General features: G+C 61.1%; 11 protein-coding genes. 8 read left to right on the plus strand and 3 right to left on the minus strand.

Going from position 1 to position 13,730, the window contains the following annotated elements; all coding sequences use genetic code 11:
* Window positions 1–29: 29 nt before the first annotated feature.
* Entirely contained in the window at window positions 30–575 is a 546-nt protein-coding gene (locus AB4Z20_RS00275; RefSeq protein ID WP_024617709.1) for a gamma carbonic anhydrase family protein, read from the minus strand.
* A 72-nt stretch (window positions 576–647) separates the two neighbouring features.
* On the opposite strand from AB4Z20_RS00275, the gene prlC reads away from it, so the two are divergent.
* The 3 genes from prlC to AB4Z20_RS00290 all read left to right on the plus strand — a co-directional run bounded on the left by prlC (window position 648) and on the right by AB4Z20_RS00290 (window position 5,132).
* A complete protein-coding gene (prlC, locus tag AB4Z20_RS00280) occupies window positions 648–2,726 on the plus strand; it encodes an oligopeptidase A (RefSeq protein WP_442089102.1) in 2,079 nt (692 codons plus the stop codon).
* Window positions 2,723–3,001 carry a YheV family putative zinc ribbon protein gene (locus AB4Z20_RS00285; protein WP_018600854.1) on the plus strand — a complete coding sequence of 93 codons (279 nt, stop codon included), beginning with the start codon at window positions 2,723–2,725 and terminating at the stop codon, window positions 2,999–3,001. The genes prlC and AB4Z20_RS00285 overlap by 4 nt, the downstream gene beginning before the upstream one ends.
* A 292-nt stretch (window positions 3,002–3,293) precedes the next feature.
* The gene (locus AB4Z20_RS00290) at window positions 3,294–5,132 is read left to right on the plus strand and encodes a M3 family metallopeptidase (RefSeq protein WP_442089103.1); all 1,839 of its coding nucleotides are present in this window, start codon (window positions 3,294–3,296) and stop codon (window positions 5,130–5,132) included.
* On the opposite strand, the gene AB4Z20_RS00295 is transcribed toward AB4Z20_RS00290, so the two are convergent.
* A complete protein-coding gene (locus AB4Z20_RS00295) occupies window positions 5,108–5,788 on the minus strand; it encodes a phosphatase domain-containing protein (protein WP_258691282.1) in 681 nt (226 codons plus the stop codon). The genes AB4Z20_RS00290 and AB4Z20_RS00295 overlap by 25 nt on opposite strands.
* A gap of 182 nt (window positions 5,789–5,970) precedes the next feature.
* Here AB4Z20_RS00295 and AB4Z20_RS00300 point away from each other — a divergent pair, with 182 nt between their 5' ends.
* The 3 genes from AB4Z20_RS00300 (at window position 5,971) to AB4Z20_RS00310 (ending at window position 9,580) form a co-directional block, all read left to right on the plus strand.
* Window positions 5,971–7,029 carry a PA0069 family radical SAM protein gene (locus tag AB4Z20_RS00300; RefSeq protein WP_003196342.1) on the plus strand — a complete coding sequence of 353 codons (1,059 nt, stop codon included), beginning with the start codon at window positions 5,971–5,973 and terminating at the stop codon, window positions 7,027–7,029.
* Between the two features lie 204 nt (window positions 7,030–7,233).
* Complete coding sequence (locus tag AB4Z20_RS00305; RefSeq protein ID WP_018600861.1) at window positions 7,234–7,965, plus strand: carbonic anhydrase; 732 nt, start codon at window positions 7,234–7,236, stop codon at window positions 7,963–7,965.
* 88 nt (window positions 7,966–8,053) lie between these two features.
* Complete coding sequence (locus AB4Z20_RS00310; RefSeq protein WP_258690126.1) at window positions 8,054–9,580, plus strand: SulP family inorganic anion transporter; 1,527 nt, start codon at window positions 8,054–8,056, stop codon at window positions 9,578–9,580.
* Window positions 9,581–9,832: 252 nt separating this feature from the next.
* Here AB4Z20_RS00310 and AB4Z20_RS00315 read toward each other — a convergent pair whose 3' ends face one another.
* On the minus strand, window positions 9,833–10,483 hold the full coding sequence (locus tag AB4Z20_RS00315) for a hypothetical protein (RefSeq protein WP_014335872.1): 651 nt from the start codon (window positions 10,481–10,483) through the stop codon (window positions 9,833–9,835).
* Between the two features lie 373 nt (window positions 10,484–10,856).
* Between AB4Z20_RS00315 and coxB the strand changes: the two genes are divergently transcribed.
* Together coxB and ctaD are read left to right on the plus strand one after the other, a co-directional pair.
* Window positions 10,857–11,984, plus strand: a complete 1,128-nt coding sequence (gene coxB, locus AB4Z20_RS00320) for a cytochrome c oxidase subunit II (protein WP_214511187.1) — start codon at window positions 10,857–10,859, stop codon at window positions 11,982–11,984.
* A gap of 82 nt (window positions 11,985–12,066) precedes the next feature.
* Window positions 12,067–13,659 carry a cytochrome c oxidase subunit I gene (gene ctaD / locus AB4Z20_RS00325; protein WP_003196332.1) on the plus strand — a complete coding sequence of 531 codons (1,593 nt, stop codon included), beginning with the start codon at window positions 12,067–12,069 and terminating at the stop codon, window positions 13,657–13,659.
* Window positions 13,660–13,730: the final 71 nt, after the last annotated feature.

The following is a 13,730-nucleotide window of genomic DNA, read 5'->3' on the forward strand; positions in this document are numbered from 1 at the left end:
AGCAAGCTCCCTCGCCACGATGAACCTCATCAGGGCTGGTCGTAGCCTTCAGCCAGGTGCAGGTCCTTGAGCTTCACGTAGTTCGCCGCGCTGTAGGTGAAGAAGGCGCGCTCCTTGTCCGTCAGCGGCCTGGCCTGCTTCACCGGGCTGCCCACATATAAAAAGCCGCTTTCCAGGCGCTTGCCCGGCGGTACCAGGCTGCCGGCACCGATGATCACATCATCTTCGACCACCGCGCCGTCCATGACGATGCTGCCCATGCCGATCAGGATCCGGCTGCCCACGGAGCAACCATGGAGCATGACCTTGTGGGCGATGGTCACGTCATCGCCGATCAGCAACGGGAAACCCTCGGGATTGAACGGCCCGGCGTGGGTGATGTGCAGCACGCAACCATCCTGGACACTGGTACGCGCACCGATGCGGATGCGGTGCATGTCGCCGCGAATGACCGTCAGCGGCCAGACGGAGCTGTCTTCGCCGATTTCGACGTCGCCGATCACCACCGCGGTGCTGTCGACAAAAGCGCCCCGGGCTAGCCGCGGGCTGTGGTTCTGGTACGTGCGAAGGGTCACGATAGGCTCTCTCTTTTCCGGTGATAGGCGCTGCTAGCTGCGGTGAACGTCGATTGTAATTAAGATGGGCCCATGTTTCTTCCAGCCAAGGTGTCGACCGTGAGCGTGAACAACCCTCTTTTGCAGCCCTATGACCTGCCGCCATTCTCGGCGATCCGTGCCGAGCACGTGCAACCGGCCATCGAGCAGATCCTGGCTGACAACCGTGCTGCCATCGCCGAGCTCCTCAAGACCCAAGTCCAGCAGCCTACCTGGGCCGGCCTGGTCTTGGCGATGGACGAGCTCAATGATCGCCTGGGCGCCGCCTGGAGCCCGGTCAGTCATTTGAACGCCGTGCGCAACAGCCCTGAACTGCGCGAAGCCTACGAGGCCTGCCTGCCGGCACTGAGTGCCTACTCCACCGAGCTAGGCCAGAACCGCGAGCTGTTCCAGGCCTTCGAAGCCCTGGCGAGCAGCCCTGAAGCCGCGGGTTTCGACGTGGCGCAGAAAACCATCCTGGAACATTCCCTGCGTGACTTCCGCCTGTCGGGTATCGACCTGCCGCCGGAGCAGCAGAAGCGCTACGCCGAAGTGCAGAGCAAACTGTCCGAGCTGGGCAGCCGCTTCTCCAATCAATTGCTGGACGCGACCCAGGCCTGGACCAAGCACGTCACCAACGAAGCAACCCTCGCCGGCCTGACCGACTCGGCCAAGGCGCAAATGGCCGCGGCCGCCCAGGCCAAGGAGCTGGACGGCTGGCTGATCAACCTGGAATTCCCCAGCTATTACGCGGTGATGACCTACGCCGAAGACCGCGCCCTGCGTGAAGAAGTCTACGCCGCCTACTGCACCCGCGCGTCGGACCAGGGCCCGAATGCCGGCCAGAACGACAACGGCCCGGTGATGGAACAGATCCTCGACCTGCGTCAGGAACTGGCCCAATTGCTCGGTTTCGCCAACTTCGCCGAGTTGAGCCTGGCGACCAAGATGGCCGAATCCAGCGATCAGGTCCTCAGTTTCCTGCGGGACCTGGCCAAGCGCAGCAAACCGTTCGCCGCCCTGGACCTGGAACAGCTCAAAGCCTTCGCCGCCGAACAGGGCTGCCCCGACCTGCAAAGCTGGGACAGCGGTTTCTACGGTGAAAAACTGCGCCAGCAGCGTTACAGCGTGGCCCAGGAAGCCCTGCGTGCGTACTTCCCGATCGACAAGGTACTGGGCGGCCTGTTCGCCATCGTGCAACGCCTCTACGGCATCGAGATCGCCGAACTGAAAGGCTTCGACACCTGGCACCCGGACGTGCGCCTGTTCGAAATCAAGGAAAACGGCCAGCACGTCGGCCGCTTCTTCTTCGACCTCTACGCCCGCGCCAACAAGCGCGGCGGGGCCTGGATGGATGGCGCCCGCGACCGTCGTCGCACCTTCGAAGGCGTCCTGCAAAGCCCGGTCGCCAACCTGGTGTGCAATTTCACCCCGGCCGACAGCGGCAAGCCGGCGCTGCTGACCCACGATGAAGTCACCACCCTATTCCACGAATTCGGCCATGGCCTGCACCACCTGCTGACCCGTGTCGAACATGCTGGCGTGTCCGGCATCAACGGCGTGGCCTGGGATGCCGTGGAGCTGCCGAGCCAGTTCATGGAAAACTGGTGCTGGGAGCCCGAAGGCCTGGCGCTGATTTCCGGCCACTACGAAACCGGCGAGCCCCTGCCCCAGGACCTGCTGGAGAAAATGCTCGCGGCGAAAAACTTCCAGTCCGGCCTGATGATGGTCCGCCAGTTGGAGTTCTCGCTGTTCGACTTCGAGCTGCACGCCACCCACGGCGATGGCCGCAGCGTGCTGCAAGTGCTCGAAGGCGTGCGCGACGAAGTCTCGGTCATGCGTCCACCGGCCTACAACCGCTTCCCCAACAGCTTCGCCCACATCTTCGCCGGCGGTTATGCGGCGGGCTACTACAGCTACAAATGGGCGGAAGTGTTGTCGGCCGACGCGTTCTCCAAGTTCGAAGAAGACGGCGTGCTCAACGCGGCCACCGGGCGAGCCTTCCGTGAAGCCATCCTGGCCCGTGGCGGCTCGCAGGAGCCGATGGTGCTGTTCGTCGACTTCCGTGGCCGTGAGCCGTCGATTGACGCACTCTTGCGCCACAGCGGCCTGACCGAGGACGCGGCAGCATGAGTGAGGGACCTGTGATTACCAAGCGACGCTTTATCGCCGGGGCGGTCTGCCCGGCCTGCAGCGAGCCGGACAAATTGATGATGTGGAACGAAGACGGCGTGCCCCACCGTGAATGCGTGGCCTGCGGTTATTCCGACACACTCAACGAGCAAGGCCTGTCGGTGCCCAAGGAATTGGGTACCCGGGTCAATACCTCGGCGCTCAAGGCGCCGGACGCCAAGGTCCAGGCGGTGCAGTTTTTCCCCAACCCGAAGCTGAAGAAAAAAACCGACTGACATCTTTGGCATCACCTTCCGGGCCGCCGGCCCGGAAGCGTTACATATGTACCGCAGCGCCTCATGCATTCCTCATCAGACTGGCCTGACACGTCCAGACTGACAGGAAGCCTCCATGTACCGCCCTTATGCTCCCCTCTTGCAGGCCTATGTCCTGCCACCTTTTTCAAACATCCGCGTCGAACACTTCTCTCCCGCGCTAGACCAGATCATTGCCGAAAGCCGTGCCAAAGTCGCCGAGATCATCAAGACCCAGACACCGTACCCTACGTGGGATGACCTGGTGTTGGCGATGGATGAAATCCACGCACGCCTGAGAAGCTTCGGCTTTGTATTGGAACTCATGGCGTCGACCAGGATTGATGATGCCTGGGGACAGGTTTCGGACGATTGCCAACAACGGCTGCAAGATTTCCAGCGATCGCTGACGCAACATCCCGAACTGTTTCAGCTTTACCAACGCTTGGCGAACAGCCAGATCGCCCTGCATTTCTCCCCCGTGCGAAAACGAACGCTGGCAAAAATCCTGCGGCGGTTGCGCCAGAATGGCATGGGATCGCCGTCACCGGAGAAGCTCAATGACCTGAAGCTACGTATCCAAGGCGCCCAGACCTTGTTCCAGGAGCACTTGCACGCAGCAAACAAAGCGTGGAGCAAAATACTCCATGATGAAGTCCAATTGAGTGGCCTGCCGTCATCCTTCAAGCAGCTCATGGCCGAGCAAGCCCGTGAAAAGGGCGGCACAGGCTGGCTGCTGACCCTCAACGACGAGTCGTTTCGCATCGTCACCCGTTACGCCGACGATCCTGTCTTGCGCAAGCAAATGTACGCTGCCTATAGCACCCGCGCATCGGATCAAGGGCCGCAGGCCGGGGTTTACGACAACGGCGAAGTGCTGCGCCAATTGCTCAGGGATCGGTATGCACTCGCCAAACTGCTGGGCTATTCAAGCTACGCGCAGATGGCAGTCGAGCCAGAGCAAGCGCAGTCGCCAGAAGACGTCATGACGTTCTTGCAAGGGCAGCTAGACCAACAGGAAACCGTGTTTGCCGAAGATGCGAAGCAACTGGAGGCGTTTGCCAAGACGCAACATGTCAACGAATTAACACCCTGGAATGTGCAGTACCTGGCAGAAAAACTTCGTCGGCAAACGGCCGGTATCTCGGAGCAGGACGTCAGCGCCTGGTTCGCACTGGAACCGACTTTTGCCCAGCTGCTGCTGATCGCCACGGATCTGTTTGGCGTGGACTTCATCGAACGCCAGGACGTGACGAGCTGGCATCCGCAGGTGCGTCTTTTCGAAGTCCGGGAGGGGGGCGAAACCCTCGGCTACTTTTATTTCGATCCCTTCGAATATGCGGATCAGAATGGCTTTCCCAATACCACTACCCTGCGAAACCGCCGCATCACCGCCGAGGGCCGGCCGCGCTATCCCATCGCGGTGCTGCATGGCTGGTTGCCGCGCGGTTCCAGCACCCGCCCCCTGTTGCTGGATTATCGGCAACTGCGAGTGCTCTTCCACGAATTAGGGCACTGTCTGCACCATGTGTTAAGCCGGGTTGAATACCGCGACGTCTCGGGCATCACCGCGCTCAGCCGGGACGCGGCCGAATTCGCTGGCGTGTTGTTCGAACAGTGGTGCACCGCCAAAGAATTCCTCATCCGGATATCGAAGCACCACCAAACCGGAGCACCGTTGCCGGACAAAGTCGCCGATCAGTTGAGGGTTTATCTACAGACCCAAACCAGTTGGGGCATTGCGGGGCAGATACGCGATGCGTTATTCGACATGGAACTGCACCACAGCCACGGTGACGGTCGTACCGCCCAGCAAGTATTCGAGCAAGTGCGTGCAAAAGTAGGCCACTTACCGGTGTTCATGCACGAACGCTGGCCCAATGGCCTGGATTACATGGTCACAGGCTACGCCGCCGGGATTTATACCTACCTATGGTCCACGAGCCTGGCCAGGGTCGTGTTCGAACGATTCAAGCGCAACGGCTTATTCGATAGGGAAACCGGCAGGGCGTTGCGTGAAACGGTATTCGAGCGGGGCGATTCACGACCGCTGTCCGAGTCCATCGAGGCTTTTTTACACGCAACCGATCACCGTGCTGGAACCAGCGCTTGAGGGTCAAGGTGACGCGCCGGGGTCGTTGAATTGACCCAGCTTTCCAGGGAGCAAAGGGCAAAGACGCTGGTGCTGCAATCGCCATTCGCCAGCGCCACGCGGAGTTTGTCGACATCGGCCTGCATCATGTAGCGCACGCCGTCCTTGAAGTGATGACTGTCACCGAAGCCCCCTTCGGTCATTTCGTTCAAGGCATCCTCTTTGCTCCACCCCTGCACCACCACCCGGTACATGGCGGCGACCAGGCCGGTGCGGTCCGAGCCGTGCTTGCAGTGCATCAGCACCGGCCCCTTGGCTTCGGCCGCCTGGACGGCGCGCAAAGCCCTGAGGATATCGCTGTCATCGACATGATTGGTGCGATAGGGCAACTGCACTTGCTCGATGCCGGGGGTGGACAGCCAACGCTTGTCCGACTCCGGCAGGAAGGTGATGACCGTGCCGATCCTGAGTTTGCTCAACAAGGGCAACGCTCCGCCATCCGGCAGGGAGCTGCGATAGAGCGTCGGTGACATCTGGTAGAGGTTGTAGTCCTTTTCCACCGGCTGCGCCCATTCCGCGGGCCTCGCGTCAGGGGCATCGGCCGCTTGGGCGGGGATCTCGGCCAGCCCGATGAGCAAGGCCAGGCACAGCAGTGAACGGGAACAGAGCTTGAGCATGCACGGACGACCGAAAATGGAGAGATACAAGAGGCTCAGTGTCGGCTCGCTGCGGTTAAAAGCCTGTGAGGAGAATGTCAAAGCGTTGTGAACGATGATCGGGGATTCGGGCTGCTGAATGGCACTGGCCTTAATCGAAGGCAACGAATACTGTATGCACATACAGCTTTCGGAGTACTCCCATGTCAGCTTCTCTTCCGCCTCGCGGCCGCGGCACCGCGACCAACCCGCACAACCGCTTCGCCCCGAGTCGCTCGGTGGCCGAAGATGACGGCTGGTATCAGGAAGTCCCGCCGACCCAGGGCACCGAAGTTCGCATCGAAATGGCCAAGACCATCATTACCCGCAACACCTCGTCCGATATCCCCTTCGATCGCTCGATCAACCCGTACCGAGGCTGCGAACACGGCTGCATCTACTGCTATGCGCGGCCCAGCCATGCCTATTGGGACATGTCGCCGGGGCTGGATTTCGAAACGAAGCTGATCGCCAAGACCAATGCCGCCGATGTGCTGGAAGAGCAATTGTCCCGGCGTGGCTATCAATGTGCGCCGATCGCACTGGGGTCCAACACCGATCCCTATCAACCTATCGAACGCGAACAGCGGATCACCCGCAGGATTCTCGAGGTGCTGCTGCGCTATCGGCATCCGGTGACCATCGTCACCAAGGGATCGCTGATCCTGCGCGACCTGGACCTGCTGACCGAGCTGGCGCAACAACGCCTGGTGCACGTGATGATCAGCCTCACCACCCTGGACGATGAGCTCAAGCGTATTCTCGAACCCCGCGCGGCGGCGCCCAAGGCGCGGTTGCGGGCGATCAAGGTCATGCGCGAGGCGGGCATTGCCGTGGGGGTGCTGTGTGCACCGATGATCCCGATGATCAATGACAGCGAGATCGAGAGCCTGCTGACCGAAGCCCACGCCGCCGGCGCGCAGAATGCCGCCTACGTCATGCTGCGCCTGCCGCTGGAAGTCGCGCCGCTGTTCGAGGAGTGGTTGCAGGCGCACTACCCGCAGCGCGCCGCCCACGTGCTGAGCCTGGTGCGCCAGAGCCGCGGCGGCGAACTGTATGACAGCCGCTTCGGTGCGCGGATGCGCGGTGAAGGCCCGTTCGCCGACCTGCTGGCCCAGCGTTTCGCCAAGGCCCTCAAGCGCTTGGGGCTTGAGCGTCGCGACGGATACAATCTTGATTGCGATGCCTTCTGTCCGCCGGGCCGACAGATGTCCTTGATTTGATTAAAGTTGACCTTGGAACAGCGCTGGGCATGAGCTGCGCCAGTGTTTTGCCACCCCTGTAATCATTGTTCTAGAGCCTTCGATTTCAGTTTGAGTTAAGTTTCGGCCGCTACCTTGTTCAGCGAGTGACTGATGGGTCGGACATGTCGACCTGGATGTTTTTAACCAGCCACTGGCGTCATACCGTCAAAAAGAGGATGAATCATGAGTGACAAGGATAAACAGCCGTTGGCTGCGTCGGCTTCAGCCCAACCCCAGGCGGAAACCGCCGATGCAGCGCTGCAGCATATTGTTGACGGCTTTTTGCATTTCCATCACGAGATCTTTCCGCAACAGGAAGAACTCTTCAAGAAACTCGCCACCGCCCAGACGCCCCGGGCGATGTTCATCACCTGCGCCGATTCGCGCATCGTGCCCGAGTTGATCACCCATAGCTCCCCCGGCGACCTGTTCGTGACCCGTAACGTCGGCAACGTCGTTCCACCTTATGGGCAAATGAACGGCGGCGTCTCCACCGCCATCGAATACGCCGTACTGGCCCTCGGCGTGCAGCACATCATCGTCTGCGGCCATTCCGATTGCGGCGCCATGCGTGCCGTGCTCAACCCGGACACCCTGGAAAAAATGCCCACGGTCAAGGCCTGGCTGCGCCACGCCGAAGTGGCCAAGACCATGGTCCACGACAACTGTCCGTGTGGCGACGAAAAACAGACCATGTCGATCCTCACCGAAGAGAACGTAATCGCGCAGTTGCAGCATTTGCGAACGCATCCCTCGGTCGCATCGCGCATGGCCAATGGTCAGTTGTTCATCCATGGCTGGGTGTACAACATCGAGACCAGCGAGATCAAAGCCTATGACGCGGACCAGGGACGCTTCCTGCCGCTCGATGGCAGCCATCCGATACCGGTGGCGACGCCCAAAGCGCGCTTCTAACCACTCCTAAACTTGTGTGGTTCAAGCCTTGCCGGCATTTGCGCGGTAGGGCCTTGCCATGCCTGAAGAAAACTTCGGGAGAGTCGCCATGCGTGCTCAATTAAAAGCTGTTCTGCCACGGGAGCTATTGGCTTCGGTGGTGGTGTTTCTGGTGGCGCTGCCCTTGTGCATGGGCATTGCCATCGCGTCCGGCCTGCCACCGGCCAAAGGCCTGATCACCGGCATCATCGGTGGCCTGGTGGTGGGTTTCCTGGCCGGTTCCAAGCTGCAAGTCAGTGGCCCGGCCGCCGGGTTGGCGGTGCTGGTCTTCGAATTGGTGCGCGAGCATGGCGTGGCCATGCTCGGGCCGATCCTGTTGCTGGCCGGTCTGCTGCAATTGTTGGCCGGGCGCTTTCGCCTCGGCTGCTGGTTCCGGGTCACCGCGCCGGCGGTGGTGTACGGGATGCTCGCGGGTATTGGCGTGCTGATCGTGTTGTCCCAGGTCCATGTGATGCTCGACGCGGCGCCCAAGCCGTCAGGGCTGGATAACCTCGCGGCGTTCCCGGCGGCGGTGGCCCAGGCCTTGCCGTCCTTCGGCTGGCAGGCCGGCTTGCTCGGTTTGTCGACGATTGCGGTGATGTGGTTGTGGGAGAAGTTTCGTCCCCACAGCCTGCGCTTCGTTCCCGGCGCCTTGCTGGGCGTGGGCCTGACGACCGTCGCCAGCCTGCTGCTGGCCTTGCAGGTCAAGCGCGTGGAAGTCCCGGAGAACCTCGCCGAAGCGATTGATTGGCTGCGCCCGGCGGACCTGCTGAACCTGGCCGACCCGACGCTGCTGGTCGCCGCGTTCGCGGTCGCCTTCATTGCCAGCGCCGAAACCCTGTTGTCGGCGGCCGCCGTGGACCGCATGCACAGCGGTGATCGTGCGGACTTCGACCGGGAACTGTCGGCGCAAGGTATCGGCAACATGCTCTGCGGCCTGCTCGGCGCCCTGCCGATGACTGGGGTGATCGTGCGCAGCTCGGCCAACGTCCAGGCCGGGGCCACCACGCGGATGTCGACGATTTTCCACGGCCTGTGGTTGTTGCTCTTCGTGCTATTGCTGTCCAGCGTGCTGCAAAGCATTCCGGTGGCGAGCCTGGCGGGGGTATTGGTGTACACCGGTTTCAAACTGGTGGACCTCAAGGCGTTTCGCAGCCTGGGCCGCTATGGCCGGATGCCGATGTTCACCTACGCCGCAACGGCGTTGGCGATCATCTTCACCGACCTGCTGACCGGTGTGCTGATCGGCTTCGGCCTGACCCTGGCGAAACTGGCCTGGAAAGCCTCACGGCTGAAAATCAGCCTGATCGACCTGCCCCAGGAAGGCGAGATGGAACTGCGACTGGTCGGGGCCGCGACCTTCCTCAAGGTGCCGGCGCTGACCCAGGTGCTGGGCAGCATACCGACAGGCGCGACCGTGCATGTGCCGCTCAATAACCTGAGCTACATCGATCACTCGTGCCTGGAGCTGCTGGAAGAATGGGGCCGGGCGAATGCCAGCAAGGGTTCGAAGCTGCTGATCGAATCCCGCGGGCTCAAGCGCCGGCTGGAAGGGCGCTTGCGTACCACGGTAGGGGTTGGTGCCGCCTCAGCCTGACACCTCAAGTCCAAATGTGGGAGCGAGCTTGCTCGCGATAGCGGTGTATCAGCCAACTGCGATGTGGCTGATCCAATGCAATCGCGAGCAAGCTCGCTCCCACAGGGGTTGGGTGTAGGGCGCATGATTGATGAACACCACAGATCCAATGTGGGAGCGAGCTTGCTCGCGATAGCGGTATATCAGCCACCTGCGATGTGGCTGATCCAATGCAATCGCGAGCAAGCTCGCTCACACAGGGGTGGGGGTTGATCAAGCCGCTGGCTGATCCAGCTCCAGCCCAACGCCCAACTGGCGCGACAGGCACGGCCAGCGCTTCCAGGCAGCGCCCGTGTCCGGGCTGCCGAGTTTCTCCCGGTAAGACTCCACCGACTCCAGCGCAAAGCTGTCTTCGTCGAGCATTTCGTCCACGGCGTGATGCACGGCTTCATCCAGCTGGTTGGCGAATGGTTCGCCGATCAAATGGTGAGCGATCAGGTTGGCGACCGTCATGTCCAGCGGGATCAGCGGTTGGCTGAAATGCTTGATGTACAGGTCGTTGACCTCCTCCACCAGCCGATGGGCCAGGTAGGCTTCATCCAGCAGGCTGTCCAGACCGACGTGGCCTTCCATCAGCTTGGGTGGCTGGAGGAAAAACTGTTCGGCGATTTTCAGTACCGGCTTAATCTGCGATTCGATCCCGGCTTCGCGGGCCACTTCGTTGGCGGCGTCCAGCAGGTCTGGCACTTGTTCGATGTAAGCGGTGACAAAACGGGTCATGACGCCCTTCGCGTCGATGTCTGGCAATTGGATCGCGGCGTGCAGATGCGGTAACTGGGCCTCCAGCTGGCGGGTCAATTGGCCGGTCTCGGCCTCGTGTTGTTGGGCTTTTTGGATCTGCTCGCGCAATGCGGCGGTGTTCATGAAAACTCCAGGAAACAAAGGCAATGAAATAGGGAAGACATAACTTAGCTGGCGCAAAAACACTCCTAAGACCTAATTTTCATAACCGCCCCTTCCTTGCTACAGCACAGTTATATCGGTTTGCCATCACTCAGGTTCGCATCCTTCTCCATTCGTGGGCTCTAGCGCAAGCCCCGGCTGTTTCAAACGATTTACGCCATCGCGTTGCGAGGTTGCAGGTGCTGTCTATACTCGGGTTGGAATGGAGTTAGCTGATGACACCCGATTGCATGTGCAGCAAGGCGCGGCGAGTCAATTAAGCAGTCTGAATAGCCGATCCCTTGCCGCAGGCTTTACGCCTACGGGATAACAAGAACGATAAGGGGAACCCGCAATGACGCGACATCCACACGTATGGATGGGCCTCCTGTTGTGGTCGATTTTCAGTCAGGCACAAGCGGCCTGGACTGTGAATATGGCGCCTGGAGCGACACAGATCAGCAATGCAGTGTTCGACCTGCACATGACCATTTTCTGGATCTGTGTGGTCATCGGCATCATTGTCTTCGGCGCCATGTTCTGGTCGATGATGATGCACCGCCGCTCAACCGGCCAGAATGCCGCGCATTTCCACGAAAACACCCGCGTCGAAATCCTCTGGACCATCGTGCCCTTCGTGATCCTGGTGCTGATGGCGATTCCTGCCACCGCCACCCTGATCAAGATGTACGACTCCAGCGAGTCGGACATCGATATCCAGGTCACTGGCTATCAATGGAAGTGGCACTACAAGTACCTGGGCCAGGACGTCGAGTTCTTCAGCAACCTGGCGACCCCCGCCGAACAAATTCATAACCAGAGCGCCAAGGGCGAGCACTACCTGCTGGAGGTCGACAAGCCGCTGGTGCTGCCGGTCGATGCCAAGGTGCGCTTTCTGGTGACCTCCGCCGACGTGATCCACTCCTGGTGGGTGCCGGCCTTCGCGGTCAAGCGCGATGCGATCCCAGGGTTCGTCAACGAAGCCTGGACCCGCGTCGACAAGCCCGGCCTGTACCGTGGCCAGTGCGCCGAGCTGTGCGGCAAGGACCACGGTTTCATGCCGATCGTGGTGGAGGTCAAGAGCAAGCCCGACTACGAAAAATGGCTGGGCGAACGCAAGGCCGAAGCCGCGCAGCTTAAAGAGCTGACCAGCAAGGAATGGACCCTGGACGAGCTCAAGGAACGTGGCGACAAGATCTACCACACCACCTGCGTGGCCTGTCACCAGGCCGAAGGCCAGGGCTTGCCGCCGATGTTCCCGGCCCTCAAGGGCTCGAAAATCGCCACCGGGCCCAAGGCTGATCACCTGAGCCTCGTCTACCACGGCAAACCCGGCACCGCCATGGCCGCGTTCGGCAAACAGTTGTCGGAAGTCGATATCGCCGCAGTCGTGACCTATGAACGCAACGCCTGGGGCAACAACAAGGGCGACATGGTTACGCCTAAAGAAGTGCTGGAACTCAAACAGGCAGAAAGCAAATGAGCCGGCCTGACGTTCGTTCCCGCAACCGGTCGGGGCTCACCGCCCCGGGCCGTCCAGCCCACTCGTTCGAAGGAGACAGGACATGAGTGCTGTGATCGATGACCACGGTCATGCCGGCGCCGACCACGCCCATGGCCCCGCCAAGGGCCTGATGCGCTGGGTACTGACCACCAACCACAAGGATATCGGCACGCTGTACCTGTGGTTCGCGTTCTCCATGTTCCTGTTGGGCGGCTCGTTCGCCATGGTGATCCGCGCCGAGCTGTTCCAGCCCGGCCTGCAGATCGTGGAACCGGCGTTCTTCAACCAGATGACCACCATGCATGGCCTGGTGATGGTCTTCGGCGCGGTGATGCCGGCGTTCGTCGGCCTGGCCAACTGGATGATCCCGTTGATGATCGGCGCGCCGGACATGGCCCTGCCGCGCATGAACAACTTCAGCTTCTGGCTGTTGCCGGCCGCGTTCCTGCTGCTGGTGTCGACGTTGTTCACCGCCGGTGGCGGGCCCAACTTCGGTTGGACCTTCTACGCCCCGCTGTCCACCACCTATGCGCCGGAAAGCGTGACGTTCTTCATCTTCGCCATCCACCTGATGGGCATCAGCTCGATCATGGGCGCGATCAACGTGATCGCCACCATCCTCAACCTGCGTGCCCCCGGCATGACCCTGATGAAAATGCCGCTGTTCGTCTGGACCTGGCTGATCACCGCGTTCCTGCTGATCGCGGTGATGCCGGTGCTGGCCGGCTGCGTGACGATGATGCTGATGGACATCCACTTCGGCACCAGCTTCTTCAGTGCCGCCGGCGGCGGTGACCCGGTGCTGTTCCAGCACGTGTTCTGGTTCTTCGGCCACCCCGAGGTGTACATCATGATCCTGCCGGCCTTCGGTGCCGTCAGCTCGATCATCCCGGCCTTCTCCCGCAAGCCGTTGTTTGGCTACACCTCGATGGTCTACGCCACGGCCGCCATTGCGTTCCTGTCGTTCATCGTCTGGGCGCACCACATGTTCGTGGTTGGCATTCCACTGGTGGGCGAGCTGTTCTTCATGTACGCCACCCTGCTGATCGCCGTGCCCACCGGGGTGAAGGTGTTCAACTGGGCCAGCACCATGTGGCAAGGCTCGCTGACCTTCGAGACGCCGATGCTGTTTGCCGTGGCGTTCGTGATCCTGTTTTCCATCGGTGGTTTCTCCGGGCTGATGCTGGCCATCGCCCCGGCGGACTTCCAGTACCAGGACACCTACTTCGTGGTCGCGCACTTCCACTACGTGCTGGTGCCCGGCGCGATCTTCGGGATCTTCGCCTCGGCCTACTACTGGCTGCCGAAATGGACCGGCCACATGTATGACGAAACCCTCGGCAAGCTGCACTTCTGGCTGTCGTTCGTCGGGATGAACATGGCGTTCTTCCCGATGCACTTCGTCGGCCTGGCGGGCATGCCCCGGCGGATTCCCGACTACAACCTGCAGTTCGCCGACTTCAACATGGTCTCGTCCATCGGCGCGTTCATGTTCGGCACCACGCAGATCTTCTTCCTGTTCATCGTGATCAAGACCATCCGTGGCGGCCCGCCCGCACCGGCCAAGCCGTGGGATGGTGCCGAAGGGTTGGAGTGGAGCGTGCCTTCGCCGGCGCCGTATCACACCTTCACTACGCCGCCGGAAGTGAAATAAATGACACCGGGACCTTGTGTGGGAGCGAGCTTGCTCGCGATAGCGGTGTGTCTGACACACCGAGTCGCCGC

The sequence above is a fragment of the Pseudomonas sp. KB_12 genome (assembly GCF_052114545.1).
GTDB classification, from domain to species: Bacteria; Pseudomonadota; Gammaproteobacteria; order Pseudomonadales; family Pseudomonadaceae; genus Aquipseudomonas; species Aquipseudomonas brassicacearum.